The sequence below is a fragment of the Lysobacter terrestris genome (genome assembly GCF_014489475.1).
GTDB lineage: Bacteria > Pseudomonadota > Gammaproteobacteria > Xanthomonadales > Xanthomonadaceae > Agrilutibacter > Agrilutibacter terrestris.
The window spans coordinates 83411-101463 of record NZ_CP060820.1 but is presented as its reverse complement, the minus strand read 5'-3'; the positions used below and the strand labels follow the sequence as shown (position 1 = coordinate 101463).

15 protein-coding genes are annotated in these 18053 nt (G+C 66.2%); 11 read left to right on the top strand and 4 right to left on the bottom strand.

What is annotated here, in order from left to right:
* Positions 1–205: 205 nt before the first annotated feature.
* Positions 206–946: a response regulator gene (locus H8B22_RS00440; RefSeq protein WP_187712212.1), complete on the top strand. Its 741-nt coding sequence runs from the start codon at positions 206–208 to the stop codon at positions 944–946.
* Positions 943–2265, top strand: a complete 1323-nt coding sequence (locus tag H8B22_RS00435; protein WP_187712211.1) for a HAMP domain-containing sensor histidine kinase — start codon at positions 943–945, stop codon at positions 2263–2265. Before H8B22_RS00440 ends, H8B22_RS00435 begins: the two co-directional genes overlap by 4 nt.
* Before the next feature lie 133 nt (positions 2266–2398).
* Here H8B22_RS00435 and H8B22_RS00430 read toward each other — a convergent pair whose 3' ends face one another.
* The 3 genes from H8B22_RS00430 to H8B22_RS00420 form a co-directional block, all read right to left on the bottom strand.
* Positions 2399–2878: a cupin domain-containing protein gene (locus tag H8B22_RS00430; protein WP_187712210.1), complete on the bottom strand. Its 480-nt coding sequence runs from the start codon at positions 2876–2878 to the stop codon at positions 2399–2401.
* Positions 2879–2978: 100 nt separating this feature from the next.
* On the bottom strand, positions 2979–3908 hold the full coding sequence (locus H8B22_RS00425; protein ID WP_187712209.1) for an alpha/beta fold hydrolase: 930 nt from the start codon (positions 3906–3908) through the stop codon (positions 2979–2981).
* Positions 3909–4011: 103 nt separating this feature from the next.
* Positions 4012–4761 (bottom strand): SDR family oxidoreductase, encoded by a 750-nt coding sequence (locus tag H8B22_RS00420; protein ID WP_187712208.1) that lies wholly within the window; start codon positions 4759–4761, stop codon positions 4012–4014.
* Positions 4762–4865: 104 nt separating this feature from the next.
* On the opposite strand from H8B22_RS00420, the gene H8B22_RS00415 reads away from it, so the two are divergent.
* The 3 genes from H8B22_RS00415 to H8B22_RS00405 all read left to right on the top strand — a co-directional run bounded on the left by H8B22_RS00415 (position 4866) and on the right by H8B22_RS00405 (position 7348).
* The gene (locus H8B22_RS00415; protein ID WP_187712207.1) at positions 4866–5789 is read left to right on the top strand and encodes a LysR family transcriptional regulator; all 924 of its coding nucleotides are present in this window, start codon (positions 4866–4868) and stop codon (positions 5787–5789) included.
* A gap of 389 nt (positions 5790–6178) precedes the next feature.
* Positions 6179–6853 (top strand): type 1 glutamine amidotransferase domain-containing protein, encoded by a 675-nt coding sequence (locus tag H8B22_RS00410; RefSeq protein WP_187712206.1) that lies wholly within the window; start codon positions 6179–6181, stop codon positions 6851–6853.
* Positions 6854–6961: 108 nt separating this feature from the next.
* Complete coding sequence (locus tag H8B22_RS00405) at positions 6962–7348, top strand: nuclear transport factor 2 family protein (RefSeq protein ID WP_225876228.1); 387 nt, start codon at positions 6962–6964, stop codon at positions 7346–7348.
* A 210-nt stretch (positions 7349–7558) separates the two neighbouring features.
* Here H8B22_RS00405 and H8B22_RS00400 read toward each other — a convergent pair whose 3' ends face one another.
* Positions 7559–8278 (bottom strand): hypothetical protein, encoded by a 720-nt coding sequence (locus tag H8B22_RS00400; RefSeq protein ID WP_187712205.1) that lies wholly within the window; start codon positions 8276–8278, stop codon positions 7559–7561.
* A 392-nt stretch (positions 8279–8670) separates the two neighbouring features.
* Between H8B22_RS00400 and H8B22_RS00395 the strand changes: the two genes are divergently transcribed.
* The 6 genes from H8B22_RS00395 to H8B22_RS00375 all read left to right on the top strand — a co-directional run bounded on the left by H8B22_RS00395 (position 8671) and on the right by H8B22_RS00375 (position 18048).
* Positions 8671–9057 carry an HvfA family oxazolone/thioamide-modified RiPP metallophore gene (locus H8B22_RS00395; RefSeq protein ID WP_187712204.1) on the top strand — a complete coding sequence of 129 codons (387 nt, stop codon included), beginning with the start codon at positions 8671–8673 and terminating at the stop codon, positions 9055–9057.
* 202 nt (positions 9058–9259) lie between these two features.
* Positions 9260–9640: a hypothetical protein gene (locus tag H8B22_RS00390; protein WP_187712203.1), complete on the top strand. Its 381-nt coding sequence runs from the start codon at positions 9260–9262 to the stop codon at positions 9638–9640.
* Between the two features lie 36 nt (positions 9641–9676).
* Positions 9677–11002 carry a TolC family protein gene (locus H8B22_RS14790; RefSeq protein ID WP_225876227.1) on the top strand — a complete coding sequence of 442 codons (1326 nt, stop codon included), beginning with the start codon at positions 9677–9679 and terminating at the stop codon, positions 11000–11002.
* Complete coding sequence (locus H8B22_RS15025) at positions 10999–12543, top strand: efflux RND transporter periplasmic adaptor subunit (RefSeq protein WP_455423535.1); 1545 nt, start codon at positions 10999–11001, stop codon at positions 12541–12543. The genes H8B22_RS14790 and H8B22_RS15025 overlap by 4 nt, the downstream gene beginning before the upstream one ends.
* Complete coding sequence (locus H8B22_RS00380; RefSeq protein ID WP_187712201.1) at positions 12540–15713, top strand: efflux RND transporter permease subunit; 3174 nt, start codon at positions 12540–12542, stop codon at positions 15711–15713. Before H8B22_RS15025 ends, H8B22_RS00380 begins: the two co-directional genes overlap by 4 nt.
* A 142-nt stretch (positions 15714–15855) precedes the next feature.
* On the top strand, positions 15856–18048 hold the full coding sequence (locus tag H8B22_RS00375) for a CHASE domain-containing protein (RefSeq protein WP_187712200.1): 2193 nt from the start codon (positions 15856–15858) through the stop codon (positions 18046–18048).
* Positions 18049–18053 lie beyond the last annotated feature (5 nt).

Here is an 18053-nt window from a genome sequence, read left to right as displayed (position 1 = left end):
TGCGTCATCCGGTGTTCCCCGATGCACGTCTGAGGCGGCAATAGCGCTGTCACGACCAGGGAACGGTCGTGGCAGGCAGTACAGAGAAAGAGCGACGGATCCCGCAATTGCCGTCCCAATACACTGTCCGCGCCTGACCGCGCTGGCGAATGCATAATCCCCGGGCGAAAGCGCTCCGCGGTTTCCCCACCTGCCGAAGAATCGCATGGAACACGTAGATCACATTCTGATCGTCGACGACGACCGCGAGATCCGGCAAATGGTCGCTGACTATCTGCAGAAGAACGGACTGCGCGCAACCGGTGTCGGCGACGGCCGCGAGATGCGTGCGGTGCTGGACACTGGCTCCGTGGATCTCATCGTTCTCGACGTGATGATGCCAGGCGAGGACGGGCTGACGATTGCGCGCAACCTGCGCACCAGCAAGCACCGCACTATCCCCGTGGTGATGCTTACGGCACGCGACGACCCTACCGATCGCATTCTCGGGCTGGAAATGGGCGCGGACGACTACGTAGTCAAGCCCTTCGCGGCGCGAGAGCTGCTGGCGCGAATCAAGGCCGTCATCCGCCGCACGCGCATGCTGCCTCCCAATCTCCAGGTGACCGAGGCCAGTCGCTTGCTGGCCTTCGGCCAATGGCGCCTGGACACGACCGCGCGACACCTGCTCGCACCCGACGACACGATCGTGGCGCTCAGCGGCGCGGAGTTCCGCCTGCTTCGCGTGTTTCTCGACCACCCCAATCGCGTCCTGAACCGGGATCAGTTGCTCAATCTCACGCAGGGCCGCGATGCCGAAATGTTCGAGCGGTCCATCGACCTGCTAGTGAGTCGCCTGCGCCAGCGACTGCAGGACGACGCACGCGATCAGTCGTACATCAAGACCGTGCGTAGCGAAGGCTATGTTTTCAGTATGCCAGTTACGCTGGTGGGTGAGGGCGAGTGAGAACGTTCGGTGCAGCCCGCTGGCTACCGCGCACTATCGCCGCTCGGCTGTCACTGATTCTTTTCGGTGGCCTGCTCATCGCGCATGGACTGTCGTTTTCGCTGCTTTTCTACGAGCGCTATGAAGCCGCTCGTTCGATGTTGATGAGTAACGTGGAGCAGGATGTCGTCGTGGCGGTGAACATGCTCGACCGGCTCTTGCCTGCAGAACGCGCTGAAATGTTGCCGTTGCTGCGGCGACGCACGTTCTACTACCGCTTGGATGCGGGCGAGGGCGGGCCGCCGTTGGCCGATCCCAATGGGCGCGATGTGGCACAGCGCATCGGGATGAGCTTGGGCCCGCACTATCCGCTGACGACAAATGCGGTGCGCGGCGATCCCGGAAGGTTCGAGATACATGCCATCCTGCGGGATGGCACTGCCGTTACCGTCGACGTCCGCCCGTCGGTAATGCCCATCGCACGTTGGTTGCCGTATGTCCTGGCCGCGCAATTGGCGCTACTGCTGCTCTGTACATTGGCGGCGGTTCGATTGGCGACGCGACCGCTTGAGCGCTTGGCGAATGCCGCCCAGTCGCTGCGTCCGACAGGCGATGGCGAACGCCTGAAGCCTGGTGGCCCGAAGGAGGTCGCGAATGCCGTCGATGCCTTCAATGCCATGCAGGACAGAATTGCCCGCTATATGCGCGAGCGCCTGCATATTCTCGCGTCGATCTCGCATGACCTGCAGACCCCAATCACGCGCATGAGCCTGCGCGTCGAGTCGATGGAAGGCGCTCCGGAGCGCGACAAGTTGCTCGACGACCTCGGCCAGATGCAACACCTGGTGCGCGAAGGCATCGCCTATGCCCGCAGCGCGCACGGCGGCGAGGAGCCTCTTGTGAGGCTGGACATGGATGCGTTCCTTGAAAGTCTGGTGGCCGATTACCGCGACATCGGCAAGCCTGTTTCGTTTGCGGGCCGTTCCGGCGCGCAGGCAAACACACGATTGCATGCGCTGCGGCGAATCGTCGCGAATCTGATCGACAACGCGCTCAAGTATGCCGGCGAGGCCGAGGTGCTTGTGGAGATCGGCGCCACGAGGCAGGTTCTCATTACCGTGCGCGATCACGGCCCCGGAATTCCGGATAACGAACTCGCCAACGTCCTGGAACCCTTCTATCGGCTTGAGGCATCGCGCAACCGCGATACCGGCGGTACCGGACTTGGGTTGGCGATAGCGCAGCAACTCGCCGATGCCATCGGCGCGGCGCTGTCGCTTCGCAACCGCGATGGCGGGGGGCTGGATGCAGTCGTCCAACTCCCCGCTGATGCGCGTTGAACCCAGTGCCCCGGCCTCGGACAACGATGGGCCGTGTGATACCCGCTTCGGGCATGCCCACAACCCTGGGCGGCAATCGACCCTCGGCAGCCTTTCCCTGCCGCGTTCAATCGCCAGTGCGGTCGGAGTGCCTCTATGGCGCTTTCACGTAAGTCGTCCCCGTCGGGCCGACTCCGGTGATCTGCAACACCACGGCCGTATCGCCGGTACGGGCGAAATGTGCCTCACCCGGAGGTTCGGTGTAGAAGCTGCCGGGCGGTAGCGCCTTTAGCGCGTGCTCGTCGAACTTCGTGCCGTAGCCGAAGTACCACGTTCCGGAAATGACCGTCGCCACGCGATCGTCCGGATGGTCGTGCGCGGCGATGCGGGTGTGGGCCGGGACGGTGAGCAGGATCGTGTAGAGGCCTTTACCCGATGGCTTCCCTTTCAGTACCCGGGTCTCGAGTCCGGCGACGCCGGATGTGCCGGCGCTCGCGCTGGTGGGAGCCAGTTGGGCATATTCCTGCGGAGTAAGCCGGGCGGCACCGGATGGATCGTTTGTCGCAGCTGCAGTGATGGCAGCAGAGCAGAATGCGACGCTCACTACGATGGCGGGAAGGATTCTGGCGGACATGTTCGACTCCTGTGTATCGAAGGAAGGGAGTGCGCGATTGCCGGCACATCTCGATTCATCGTGGGCAATCGCGCCTTGTTTCCCCAGTACCCAACCGGCGCTACTTGTTGAGGAATGCAACGAGCGCGGGAATGGTCTGCTCCGGGGCTTCCTCCATCAGCCAATGCCCCGAGCCCTTGACGATGACGCCTTCGACATTGGTGTCCACCAGCTTGCCCTGGTCGATCAGGAACTGGCCGGAGGCCTTTTCGCCAGCGATCACGAGCATCGGCATGGTCAGCTTGGTCTGGGCGAAGCCCGCGAAGTCCTTGGCATCCTGCTCGAAATTGCGGAAGTACTCGAAGCCGGCCCGCATGCCGCCGGGCTTGCCGTATTCGGCCGCGTAGAACTGGCGGTCCGCTTCGGGAATCGAATGCGTGCGATCGGCGGCAAAGTCGTTCCAGAAGTGCTCGAAGTAGATGCGCTCGCGGCCCTCGACCAGCTTCAGCGGTACTTCGCCGTAGAAGTGGAAATGCCACAGGTCACGCAGCAACCAGACCTTGGTCCAGTCGCCCACGCCCGGCAGGAAGGCATCCATCAGTACGATGCTCTCCACTTCATTCGGGTATTGCGCCGCGTAGGCATAGGCGACCATCAGGCCGATGTCGTGGCCGACGATCTTGACCTTGCGATAGCCCAGCTTCTGCACCAGCGCATGGACGTCCTGGGCCAGGGTCTTCTTGTCGTAGCCGCCGTCCGGCTTGGACGACGAGCCGGCGCCGCGAAGATCCGGTGCGATCACCGTGCGCCGGTCGCTGAGCTGCGAGATCAGCGGTAGCCACATGTGGCTGGTTTCGGCATAGCCGTGCAGGAGCACGACTGGTGTTTCCTTGCCCTTGCCGGCCTGCAGGTAGTGCAGGTTGACGCCGTTGACGTCGGCGGTGTGGCTCTGGATGGCCGCCTTATCCGCGGCGTGGGCGTGAGACTGCATCACCAACGCCATCAGCAGGGCGGCCGCAGCCAGTTGGAAAGGACGAAGCAAGGTATTCATGACGTTCTCCTTGGGGGAATTTGCCGCACAACCGAAGGCCCGATGGGAACAGCTACGTGATCAGGGGCAGGCTTCGGCCGGCGACGGGGGCGGGAATCGCCGCTCAGAGCTGGCTCATGCCGCCGTCGGCGATGATCTCGGTGCCGACGATGTAGGCGGACTCGGGCGCGGACAGGTGCAACACGGTGGCGGCGATCTCTTCTGCAGTACCGAAGCGGCCCAGCGGGATCTGGCTCTGGATCTGCGCGGCCGTGGCTTCGAGCGTGGCTGCATCGAGGCCGAGCTTCCCGTAGATCGGAGTCGCGACCGGGCCCGGGCTCAATACGTTGACACGCACACCACGCGGCAGCAGCTCGGCCGACAGCGTCTTCGCCAGTGAAATGACGGCAGCCTTGCTCGCCGCATAGACCGACGTGTTGGGCATGCCGATGCGGGCATTGATGGAACCGTTGATCACGATCGACGCACCCGGGTTGAGCAGCGGCAACAGGGCCTGGACCTGGAAATACGGGCCCTTGATGTTGGTGTCGAAGATCTGGTCCCACAGCGCCTCGTCCACGTCCGGGAAGGCGGCGAATTTCGCGGCACCGGCGTTGATGAAGAGGGCGTCCAGGCGCAGGTCCTTGGCGGTCAGCGCCGCCGCTAGCGATTTCGCGTCGGCGATGCTGCCGGCATCGCTGCGTAGTGCGACGATGTTGTTGCCCAGGGTGGCCTTGGCCTGCTCCAGCGCCGCAGCATCCCGGCCAGTGATGACCACGCGCGCACCTTCTGCGGCGAACGCCCTGGCGGCGGCCAGGCCGATGCCGCTGCTGCCGCCGGTGACGAGAACGGTCTTGTTGGTAAAGCGGTTCATGGTGATTTCCTTCGATGCCAGCAAGTTGCTGTGAGTGCATGCTGGCGCGGCACATGCGATTTGCCGTGCCATAATCACGACGAACTCGTTCGAAGGCGTCGAACATGTTGTCAGCCGACGAATTGGCCCTGCTGGAGGCCATCCGCGAGAGCGGAAGCCTGTCCCGTGCGGCCGCCCGACTGGGCAAGGCTCCGTCTACCGTGTCGCATGCCGCGCGGCAGCTCGAGGCGCGCTTCGATGCGTTGTTGTTCGATCGACGCCGTTACCGTTTGCAGCTCACCCCGGCCGGGCACTTGCTGGCACAAGAGGCCGCGCGGCTCCTCCTGGACGTTTCGCGGCTCACGCAGCGCGTCAAACAGGTGGCAGGAGGTTGGGAAGATCGCCTCTGGATCGTCACCGATGAGATCCTGGAATTCGAAACGCTGGTGCCGGTCATCCGCGCGTTCGACGCCCTGCAGTCCGGCGTCACGCTGCGCATTACGCACGAAGTCCTGACCGGCACATGGGATGCGCTGCGCGACGGCCGCGCGGATCTGGTGGTGGGCGCCACCAACGAGCCGCCGGTGATTCCCGGACTGCGCTGGGACGAATTGGGCGTGATGGATTGGGTCTTTGCGGTGTCGCCCAGCCATCCTTTGGCCAAGGCCGAGGAGCCGCTGGACAGGGCGACCGTTATCCAGCACAGGGCCATCGTCGTGGCCGACACCTCACGACGAGTGGATGTCCGGGGCTATGGAGTGCTCGGCGGGCAACCTTCGCTGGCCGTGCCGAGCATGCGCGCCAAGATCCAGGCGCAATGCGAGGGGTTGGGCATAGGCTGGCTACCGCGTGATCGCGTCGCGGGGCTGTTGAAACGTGGCGCTCTGATAGAGAAGGCAATGGCCGATCCGCGCGAGCCCAACCAGCTCTTCGTTGCCTGGCGCGGCGACCACCAGGGGCGCGCATTGGAGTGGTGGTTGGCGCAGTTGAAGAACAAGCGGCTGGCAACGCGTCTGGTCCGGGGCATCGAAGTCGCCGTTGCCACGTAACCGCTTCGCGAACATCCGGTTTTGGTCGGGGCGGTCGCTGCCATTACGCCGATCACGATCGTCCGACCTCGACTTATTCCGTTGAAAGACTGAGCCGCTCGTGGACGCGACGAACTTCATTCGGTTTTTGCGGAGTCTCGTGTTGAACTGTTTTAGACAGAAGATTTGGCACGTTTCTTGGGTTAATTCCGCATCAGTGCTCGGGTCCTTGGCGCAGGATCATTGCGCAGTTCTTCTTGCCACGTGCATAACAGAACCTGCTGTAAAAGCTTTTGATCTCCCGTTCATGGCGAAGCTGTATTCGCCTGATCGGAGGTTGGATTCGTTACTTTTCTGTCATTTCGTTTCAAGGATTTGATCGCTACTTGATCACCATCAGGAGAACTCTCGTGAAGATTCTCATGGTTCTTACATCGCACGACACTCTCGGAAATACCGGTGAGAAGACAGGCTTCTGGCTGGAGGAGTTCGCGTCTCCCTATTACGTTTTCACCGATGCGGGCGCGGAGGTTACGGTTGTCTCGCCCAAGGGCGGGCAGCCACCGATCGACCCCAAGAGCGACGATCCGGCCAACCAGACGCCGGCACAAATACGATTCAGTGGCGACAGGGGCGCGCAGGCCATTCTCGCCAATACCCGGCGCCTGGACTCGGTATCCGCGGACGACTACGACACCGTGTTCTATCCCGGTGGCCACGGCCCTATGTGGGATCTGGCGGAGGACCAGAGCTCGATCAAGCTGATCGAGAGTTTTTACGATGCCGGCAAGCCGGTTGCCGCGGTGTGCCATGCCCCAGCGGTGTTGCATCACGTCCAGTACAAGGGCGAGCCAATCGTCAAGGGGAAGCGAGTGACGGGCTTTACCAATTCGGAGGAGGAAGCGGTGCAGCTGACGAATGTCGTTCCCTTCCTTGTCGAAGATGAGCTCAAGCGTCTTGGCGGTCGGTTCGAGAAGGTCGACGACTGGCAGAGCCTCGCGATCGTCGATGGCAATCTGATCACGGGACAGAACCCCGCCTCCTCGGAGGCAACCGCCAAGGCATTACTGGGAGTCCTGCACTGACGGATGTTCCTGACGCCGACCTGCAGGCAGCGCCGGTAGTTCCCCGACCGATGTGACCGATCGGGAGGGGCGAATCCTGCCATCCGTTGCTTACTTTCCTACCCTCACATGGCCATCGCAATGAACATCGAATCTGTAGCCAAACGCCTGGTCGAGTTGTGCCGCGCCGGGCAGTACGAACAGGCGCAGCGCGAACTTTATGCACAGGACGCCGTCAGTATCGAACCACCGTGGGCCCCTTCGGGGTCGCTCGGCAATGCCAAGGGTCTGCCGGCCATCTTCGAGAAGAGCCGCAAGTTCGCAGAGGGCGTCGAGGCAGTCCATAGCGCCGGCTGCAGCGATCCGGTGATCGCGGGCGACTGGTTCAGTGTCGCGATGACCCTGGATGCGACCTTCAAGGGCATGGGCCGCTCGCAGATCAACGAAATCTGCGTGTACCGCGTCCGCGACGGCAAGGTCGTGCACGAGCAGTTCTTTTACGGCGCGGAGACGTAAGGCCGCTTGGCGCGGATCCCTGCGGTACATGCCTCGCCCTGATTCGCCGGTCTCCCGGCCACACCCCGTTCATGGGGTGTGGCGCTGCAGTGGCCGCCGACTGGCCGTTAGACGCGCGACGGCTATTTGACCGCAATGGGCTGCGGCTCAGCGTCTGGCAAAAGGCCATGTCCCAATTCAAGCGGTTTCGCGGTGCGCCACGGCCCGGAGTCACTCCAGTCGCAAGTGACTCAGGTCGATCGACACCATCAGCAGATCACGCACCGGATGCAGGTCGGGCCCGCGCAGATACACCCGGCGCCGGCTCGGGAATTTCAGCCCATCCACCTCGACGATGTCGTGGACGTATTGCACGGCGTCGAAGCCACCGGCGACGTCGACACGGTAGTCATGCCTGCGCAGCAGGAAGTCGGGGCCGAAATAGAAATCCTGTTGCGTGCTATGGCTGGCGATGTGGCCCGGAAAGCTCACTCGCAGCCCGCGCCATGTTTCATCGCCTTCGTTCCAGGGGGCGATCTCTTCGGCCTCGAAACCCGGCATGGCCAAGGCGAATGGCGCGGACAGATAGGTCCACATCGCGTATCCACTGAAGTAGGCGCGGTGAAGTGGATCCCAGGGCGTGTTCATGCCGTGGCCTTCGAACGCCGCTCTCGGGTCCAGGCGTTCCCGAACCACCTCGCCGTCGACGGTTTCGATGGCAACGCGATCAGCGGTGAAGGCGGTTCGCCACTCCGGCTTGCCAAAGGGGGCGACCGAAGCACGCTCCTCGTGTAGCGAGACCCGGACCGTCCGGGGCGTAGGATCCTGGTGCAGTCCCTTCAGGGGCCAGAATCCGCCGCCTGTAACGATCGTGGCGGAAAGCGCCTCGTGCCGCTTCCAGCGAGTCAGCCCGCCATGGGCATCGATGACATCGGCCAGGAGGGCATTCATGGCGAACCTCCGATGATCCGGATTGCAGCCGGTGAGCCCTGGCTGCGTGCTTCGAGTTGGACGAAAAGTGGCGTGTGATGGATGTTCATGAAGCTTCCTCGGGGAATAGCGGCAAGCACGCTCGTTCGGTGAGTGGCCTGTAATTCGAGGCTACTCGCGTCGATGGGACCCAAGAAAGAACGCGTGGAGAAAGTCAGTCTTCCAGGCCGTGGAAGAGTTGGATCCGGCCAGGATCGCGTCTTGTATCGGTCCGTATCTGCGCCCCAGCCGACACGCTTCCAGACAAAAAACACGACGGCCAGACACCTGCGCGATACCGAGCACGCGCGGAATGCCGCCTCGAGGAATGCGCATGTCGCGCCTTCCCGACCTTACCCACTGGAGCTACATCAATGTCCCGCAATAACCGCAACTCCACCGTCGCCGCGCTCGGCGTCGCCCTCGCCGGCATGGTCATCGCCGGTTCCTCGTTCGCCATGCAACCGCTCGCCCAGGGCTACGCGGTGGCCGCAGCCAAGGTCGCGCCGGAAGGCAAGTGCGGCGAAGGCAAGTGTGGCGACGCGAAGTTCAATGCCATCGACACCGACGACGACGCCCGCGTTTCGCTTGCCGAGTTCCTCGCCGTCGCACCCGGCCAGAACGCCCTGTTCGCCACGAAGGACACCAACCACGACGGCTACATCTCGGAGCTCGAGTCGTACAAGTCGATCAAGGGCATCTATGAGTCCAACGGCCGCAAGGTGCCGGCGGGCCTGTTCTCGAAGCACCCGAGCAAGTAAGGCGTGTTGCAGTCCAATGCGTTCCTGAATCCGGGACGCATGGGCGAACCACTGGCCACTTCGGTCGCCGGTCGCTCTGCGAGGCCCCAATGCCCCGGCTGCGGGGCCTCGCTTCAAGCGGCGTTGATCAGGAGTCTGTTCTCCGCCTGAGCGCGGTCAATGGCCTCGTTGCACCCCCCGCAGTCAGGAGTACCATCCGCGCATGCTCCGGCGTGCCCGCCACCGCCTTCGGATCGCCTTCCTGGTAATCGCCTGCCTGCTGTTCCAGCAGACGGCGCTGGCCGCTTACCTGTGCCCGATGGAGCAGATGCCCGCCGAAACCAAGGCGATGACCGGGCATTGCGCCGAGATGGGCATGGCGCAGACGCAGGACAATCCGGCGCTGTGCGAGAAGCATTGCAGCCCGGACCACTCGGTCGCGGCCGACGCCGTGAAGTTGACCGTTCCGCCCCTGGCCTTGCCGCCACCGATGCTTGCGCTGATCGAAGTGCAGCCGTCCTGGCAGGGTGCCATCCAGTCCGATGTGCCGGTCGCCCGATCCGATCCGCCGCCGCGGCTACGTTTCTGCAGTCTCCTGATCTAGCCCACGAAGCGACCTAGCGAATCCGCGCCGGCGCCGATGCGTCGCGTGCGTTGTCCTGTTCGTTTCGGAGGCGTCATGAATTCCCGACTCAATCGTTTTCGCTGGGCGTGCAAGTGCGCGCTCTCCAGCACTCTGTGCGTGGCCGTGATTGCCGCGCCCCTGGCGGCATGGGCCGCCTCTTCCGGGCTGACGTTGCCCGAGGCGCTGCGCCTCGCGAGCGAACGAGCCCCGATGCTTGCAGCGCGCCAGGCCGGGGTCTCGGCTGCGCGAGAAGAAGCCGCGCGTGCTGGCGCATTGCCGGATCCGACGCTGTCGGTCGGCATCGAGAACCTGCCTGTGACCGGAAGCGACGCCTTCGACGCGCGCGTCGACGACATGACCATGAAGACGATTGGCCTGCGGCAGGAGCTTCCGTCGCGGGCGAAGCGCACTGCACGCCGAGCCTTCGCCGATCGCCAGATCGACGAGGCGAGCGCGCAGGCCGATGCCGAGGCGCTGACCGTGCGGCGCGCCACCGCCGAAGCCTGGATCGCGGTCTGGACGGCGCGGCGCGAGCTGTTCGCACTGCAGCAGCTGCGTGAGCAGGCTGCCTTGGCCGTCAAGGTGTCCAAGGCGCGCGTGGCCGGTGGAGGTGAAGCGGTCAGCGACGCGCTCGCCACGCAGGCGGCGCTATTGGAGCTGGACAATCGCATCGAGGCTGCGCGTGCGGAGCAGGCGTCCGCGGAGGCAGGGCTGGCGCGCTGGTTGGGCGATGCGTCCATCGAGGTGAGCGACGTCGCCCCCAACTTCGACACGCTACCCACGCCGGAAGCGCAGTTGCTGGCCTCGGTCGATCGCGTCGCGCCGCTGTTGCCGGCGACCGCGCAGGTGGAAACCGCTGCGGCTGCAATCGTCGTGGCCCGCGCCGACAAACGCCCCGACTGGAGCATCGGTGCCAAGTACGGCCAACGTTCCGGCCAACGCAGCGACATGATCACGTTCGAAGTCGGCATCGGCCTGCCTTTGTTCAGTCGCAACCGGCAGGACCGTGGCGTGGCGGCGCGTGAAGCGGAATACCAGGCCGCGCTGGCCACGCGCGAGGATCTGCGCCGGCAGGAAGCGGCGCGCGTTCGCGCCGATATGGCCCGATGGGAAGGGCTCAAGCGCCAGGTCGCCTTGCACGAAGACTCGCTGCTGCCGCTCGCGCAGGACCGCAGTGCGACCGCGCTGGCCGCCTACCGCGCCGGCGGCGACCTGCAGCCGTGGCTCAACGCCCGCCGCGACGAACTCGATGTCCACCTGGCCCACGCCGAACACCTCGGCGAACTGGGCCGTGCCTGGGCCGCGTTGGCCTTCCTGCTGCCGACGGAGAAGCAACCGTGACCCGTGCTCCTCGTTTCATCGCCATCGCATTCGGCGGGATCGCCCTGCTGGGCGCGGTGGGCCTTGGCTACTGGTGGGGCCACTCCCGCGGCGGTACGTCGATGCCTGCAGCCGGCGCGCCCGACGCGCGCCAGGCGTTGTACTGGTACGACCCGATGGTGCCCGACCAGCATTTCGACAAGCCGGGCAAGTCGCCTTTCATGGAAATGCAGCTGGTGCCGAAGTACGCCGGCGAGGCGCGCACCGGTGGCGTTGCCATTGCCCCGGATGTACGCCAGAACGTCGGCATTCGCACCGTCGAGGTGAAGCGCGGCCAACTGCAGAGCGCGGTCCGCGTGCCTGGCGTCATAGCTTGGGACCTGCGCCAGGAACGCGTCGTCAGTGCGCGCGTCGACGCCATCGTCGAGCGGCTGCACGTCCGCGCGCCCTTCGAATCGGTCCGCGCCGGACAACCGCTGGCGAGCCTGATCGCGCCCAGTTGGAACACCGCCATCGCCGAGGCGAGTGCGTTGGGCAGCGCCCGCTCCTCCAGCGGGCGCGAATTGCGGTCCGCCGCCAACGCGCGGCTGCGCGCGCTGGGATTGCCCGCGGGCAGCGGTACCGGTAGCGGTCGTATCACGTTGACGTCGCCCGTGGCCGGCGTGGTCAGCGAGATCGGCGCGCGTGAAGGGCAGGCGGTTCCGATGGGCACGCTGTTGTTCCGCATCAACGGCACGCGCACCGTCTGGCTGGAAGCCGCGATCCCGCAGAGCACCAGCGCCGGCATCCAGGCAGGAACGCCGGTGAGCGCCACCGTCGATGCCCGGCCCGGCGCAACCTTCCACGGTCGCGTGGAGGCCCTGTTGCCGCAGGTGGATGCGGCCAGCCGCGCGCAGCGGGCGCGCATCGTGCTCGACAACCCTGATGGCGCACTCGCGCCCGGCATGTTCGCGCAGGTCGCCCTGCAACCTGCGGCAGGCGTGGCGCACGTGCTGGTGCCGACGGATGCGCTGATCGGTGCCGGAACACAGGCGCGGGTGATCGTGCTCGACGCCGACGACAGCTTCCGCCCGGTGCGCGTGCAAACCGGACGCAGTGGCGAGGGCATGACCGAGATCCTCGCCGGCTTGCAGGGCGGCGAACGGGTCGTGGCTTCGGGCCAGTTCCTGATCGACTCGGAGGCCAGCCTCTCCGGCGCGCTCGAACGCCTCAACGTAGATGCTGCGGAGGCCTCCACCGACGACGAAGCGAAGCTGCCCAGCGACGTCATGCCCGGCATGCCGGGCATGAGCCGGCCGGCCGCATCGCCGCCCACGGCGTCGCATCGGGAGCCGCCAGCCGCGGCGCCCACGATTGCGCCGCCCGCGAGCACAGCCCCGACCGCGCCGAAACCGCGGCAGTGCCGCGTGCTCTATTGGTACGACCCGATGGTGCCGGACCGGCATTTCGACCAGCCGGGCAAATCGCCTTTCATGGAGATGCAGCTGGTGCCGAAGTTCGCGCCCGGCGCCGATCCGGCGTGCACGGTCCGCGACGTGGAAGCTGCGGAGGCGCAATCATGATCGCGCGCATCATCCACGCTTCCATCGCCAACCGTGTGTTCGTGCTGGTGGCGGCCATCGCGCTGGCCATCGCCGGCATCTGGTCGGTCGCCCGGACGCCGCTCGATGCCTTGCCCGACCTTTCCGACACCCAGGTCATCATCCGCACCGAATGGCCCGGTCAGACGCCGCGCATCATCGAGGACCAGGTCACCTATCCATTGACCACCACGATGCTGTCGGTGCCCGGGGTCAAGGCAGTGCGCGGCTTCTCGTTCTTCGGCGACTCGTTCGTCTACGTGCTGTTCGACGACAAGACCGATCTGTACTGGGCACGCTCGCGCGTGCTCGAGTACCTGAGCCAGGTACGCGATCGCTTGCCGGCACAGGTCAGCCCGTCGATCGGACCCGACGCCACCGGCCTGGGCTGGATCTACGAATACGCGCTTGTCGATCGCACGGGAAAGCACGACCTCGGCCAGCTGCGCGCGCTCCAGGACTGGTTCCTGCGCTATGACCTGAAGACCGTGCCGGACGTCGCCGAAGTCGCGAGCATCGGCGGCATGGTGCAGGCGTGGCAGGTCGTGCCGGATCCGCAGGCGTTGGCGGCGCGGGGTATCACGATCAACCAGCTGGTGGCCGCGATCCAGGCCGCCAACGGCGCCACCGGCGGCTCGGTGATCGAGCAGGGCGAAGCCGAGTTCATCGTGCGCAGCGAGGGCTACCTGCGCTCGCGCGACGACTTCGAGCGCGTGCCCGTCACGACCGGTGCCGACGGCGTACCGGTCCTGCTGCGGGACGTGGCGTCGGTGCAGCGTGGACCCACGCTGCGCCGCGGCATCGCCGAGCTCGACGGCGAGGGCGAAGTCGCCGGCGGCGTGATCATCCTGCGCTCGGGCAAGAGCGCGCTGGCCGCGATCGAGGCGGTAAAGGCCAGGCTGGCGGACCTGAAGGCGAGCCTGCCCCCGGGCGTGGAGATTGTGCCGACCTACGACCGCTCCGAGCTGATCCGCGAAGCGGTGCGCAACCTCACCCACAAGCTCGGCGAGGAGTTCCTCGTCGTCGCGCTGGTCTGCGCGCTGTTCCTGTGGCACGTGCGCTCCTCCCTGGTGGCGGTGATCACCTTGCCCCTGGGGGTGCTCGCAGCCTTCATCGTGATGCACTACCAGGGCATCACCGCGAACCTGCTGTCGCTGGGCGGCATCGCCATCGCCATCGGCGCGATGGTCGACGCGGCCGTGGTGATGATCGAGAACGCGCACAAGCATCTGGAGCAGTTTCGCGAGGAACGCGGACGGGAGCCGGACGGTGGCGAGCGCTGGCAGCTGATGGCGGATTCGGCCAGCGAAGTCGGCCCGGCGCTGTTCGTCAGCCTGCTGGTGATCACGCTGTCGTTCGTGCCGGTGTTCGCCCTGCAGGCGCAGGAAGGGCGGCTGTTCTCGCCCCTGGCCTACACCAAGACCTACGCGATGGCGGCGGCGGCCGGTCTGGCGATCACGCTGATCCCGGTGCTGATGGGCTACCTGATCCGCGGCCACATCCGTTCCGAACAGGACAATCCGCTCAACCGCGCGCTGATCGCGCTGTACCGTCCGCTGCTGGATGCGGTGCTGCGCTTCCCGCGGGCGACGCTGGGGTTGGCCGGCGTCGCGCTGCTGCTGAGCGCGATCCCGCTGCTGCGCCTGGGCAGCGAATTCATGCCGCCGCTGGACGAGGGGCCGTTGTTGTACATGCCCTCCGCGCTGCCCGGGCTGTCGGCCGGCAAGGCGAGCCAGTTGCTGCAGTTGACCGACCGCATGCTCAAGACGGTGCCCGAGGTGGACCACGTCTTCGGCAAGGCCGGCCGGGCGGAGACCGCCACCGATCCTGCGCCGCTGGAGATGTTCGAGACCACGGTGACCTTCAAGCCGCGCAGCCAATGGCGGCCGGGCATGACGCCCGCGAAGCTGCGCGAGGAACTCGACCGCGCGGTGAAGGTCCCGGGTCTGACCAATCTGTTCGTTCCGCCGATCCGCAATCGCATCGACATGCTGGCGACGGGCATCAAGAGTCCGATCGGCATCAAGGTGAGTGGCCCGGATATCGCGGTGCTGGCGCGACTGAGCGATCGCATCGAACAGGTGGCGCGCACGGTGCCCGGCGTGAGCTCGGCGCTGGCCGAACGCATCGCCGGCGGGCGCTACCTCGACGTGAAGGTGAAGCCCGACGTCGCGGCGCGTTACGGCTTGAGCCAGGCCGACGTGCAGCGGTTGATCGCGACGGTCGTCGGCGGTGAGCCGGTCGCGGAAACCATCCAGGCGCGCGAACGCTACCCCGTGGTCGTGCGCTACCCGCGCGCGTTGCGCGATTCGCCGGCCGTTCTGGCCCAGTTGCCGCTGCTCGCGCCCAATGGCGTGCAACTGACCCTGGGTCAGGTGGCCGATCTCGGTGTCAGCGAGGGGCCGCCGATGCTGCGCAGCGACAACGCGCGCCTGAGCAATTACGTGTACGTCGACGTCGCCGGCCGCGATCTCGGCTCGGTGGTCGCCGACCTGCAACGCGCGGTCGCCCGGCAGGTACCGCTCCCCGCGGGCTACGCCGTGGGCTGGTCGGGACAGTACGAGTACCTCAAGCGTGCCAGCGAGCGTCTGCGCATCGTCGTGCCGGCCACGCTGGCGATCATCTTCGGCCTGATCTACCTGGTGTTCCGCCGCGCATCGGAGGCCGCGATCATCATGCTCAGCCTGCCGCTCGCGCTGGTGGGCGGCCTGTGGCTGATCTGGGCGATGGGCCACGCGGTGTCGGTGGCCACGCTGATCGGCTTCATCGCCCTGGCGGGCGTCGCCGCCGAGTTCGGCATCATCATGCTGTTGTACCTGCGCCAGGCCTGGGAGCGGCAGCTCGCCGCCCATCCGAACGCGGGCGAGGCCGAACTGGATGCCGCCATCCGCGAAGGCGCGGTGCAGCGGGTACGGCCGAAAGCCATGACCGTGGCGGTGATCCTGGCCGGCCTGCTTCCGATCATGATCGGCGGCGGCGCCGGGTCCGAGGTGATGCAGCGCATCGCGGCGCCCATGGTCGGCGGCATGCTCAGTGCGCCGCTGCTGTCGATGCTGGTCATCCCGGCGGCCTACCGGTTGCTGCAGAGGCATCGGCTTGCCCGGTCCACTGGCGTCCTTGGGGTGCGGACTGCCAAACCTCCACCTGGCTGATTTGAAGGCCCGTGAGTGGCCTAGCCAATTGCTGCATCGGAATAGGCCATCCCCAGTCACTTCACGAAACGGCCCGCTTCGGCGGGCTTTTTCGTGCGCGACCGCAAGCCGCGTGGCGGCACGGGACTTGTATGCTTGGCCGATGGGGACCCCCGAGCCCGATACTTCGGAACGCGCCGCCTCCGGCCTGATGCCCCGCGGCAGTTACCTGCTGGCGCTGCTGGTGCTGGCGGGGTCGCTGATCCTGGTGCTGCTGGCCTGGTACTACGCGCGCGAGCGCGAGTTGCGCGCCGCGCAGGCGCGGTTCGAGGCGCATACCGCGGAGATCGCCGATCGCCTCGACCAGCGGTTGGCGTACTACGAACTGGTGGCCCGCGGCGGCACCGCGTTGTTCGCATCGATGGCGCGACCCACCCCGCAGCAGTGGGCGGACTACGTCGGCAGCATGAGCCTCCACCCGCGCTTTCCCGCGGTGAAGGGGCTCGGCTTCGTCGGCTACGTCAGCAGCAATCGCCTCGATGACCTGCAGATCGAATGGCGCGAATCCGGCTACGGGCAGCTCAACGTACGGCCGCACGGCATGCGCGCGCGCTATGCGCCGATCCTGTACCTGGAGCCGCGCACGGTCGAGAACGTGGCGGTCGTCGGCCTGGACCTGTTCGAAACTCCCGCCGGCAAAGAAGCCCTGCAATCGGCCCTGGAAACAGGGACGGCTCGCCTGAGCAGTCCCGCATCGGGCGACGACGGCGCGCTGATGCTGTTCATACCGGTGTATCGCGCCGGGGATCGCCCGCGGACGGCGGCGGCGCGCGAACTGTCGATGCAGGGCTGGGTGTATCTGCCGTTCGACATCGGCCGTCACGTCGATGCCAGCCTGGGAAGCGAGTACGGGGAGCTGGGGCTGCGCATCTTCGACGTCGGCCAGGGCGACCGCCTCGTGTTTGCACGAAAGGCTGCGGACCCAGACGCGCTGTTCCACCACCAGGCGACGCTGGACGTGTACGGACGCCGCTGGCGGCTCGAATTCGATTCGCCGCCAGAAGCGGTGGCGGCGCCGCGCCTGAAGGGCCTGGAGAACATGCTGGCGCTGGGGTTGTTTGCCAGCCTGCTCATGTACGGCATCGCCTGGTCGCTGGCGCGCACGGAAGACCGCGCCAACGTGATCGCGCGCAGGATGACCGAGGACTACCGGCGCAGCGAGCAGCGCTTCCGCAGTTCGATGACGTACTCGGCGATCGGCAAGGCGCTGCTCGACAGCGAAGGACGCATCGTGGAAGCTAACCCCGCGTTGGGCCGCATCGTCGGAAGCACGGTGGAATCACTGGTGGGGCGTACGTTCGAGTCGCTGTTCGAGGAGGGCGATTTCTCCCAGCACGACGACGGCGTGACCGATGCCGACGGCGTGCATCGCGTCACCCGGCACCTCCGGCGCGAAGGCGACCTGCCGCGGCAGGCGCAGCTGACCTTCGCGCCGGTCCACGGCAAGGTGGGGCAGGACATCACCGGACTGGTGCAGGTCGAAGACGTCACCGAACGCGTGCGCGCACAGGCGCGCGTGCAGGCACTGAACCGTACGCTCGAGGCGCGCGTGGCCATGCGCACGCGCGAGCTCAGCCAGGCCAACCAGGAACTGGAGGCGTTCGCCTACAGCGTGTCGCACGACCTGCGTGCGCCGCTGCGCTCGATCGACGGCTTCAGCCGGGTGCTCATCGAGCGTTACGAGCACCAGCTCGACGAAGGCGGTCGCGACTACCTGCGGCGCGTGCGCAAGGCCGCGATGCGCATGGGCGAACTGATCGACGCCATCCTGCAGATCTCGCGCCTGGGACGCGCGGCGTTGCAGCGCGAATCGGTCGACCTCAGCCGCATGGCCCTGGAGGTCGTCGACGAACTGCGTGCGGGCGATCCCGGTCGCGAGCTCGCCGTGCGGGTCATGCCCGGACTCGCGGCGGTGGGCGATGCCGCGTTGCTGCGCAACCTGCTGGGCAACCTGCTGGGCAATGCGTGGAAGTTCACCCGCGGCCGCGAGCAGGCCATGATCGAATTCGGCGCGGTCGACCTGCCGGGGGACGAAACCGAGTTCTACGTCCGCGACAACGGCGCCGGCTTCGCGCAGGTCTACGTCGACAAGCTGTTCCGGCCGTTCCAGCGCCTGCACCAGCAGGAGGAGTTCAGCGGCCACGGCATCGGCCTGGCGTCGGTCAGGCGGATCGTCGAGCGGCACGGTGGGCGCATCCGTGCCGAGGGGCGCGAGGGCGAGGGCGCGGTGTTCTACTTCACCTTGCCCGAGGCAGGCGAGCCTGCGGCCATGCAGTCACCGGCACCGCCGGCCTGACTGCA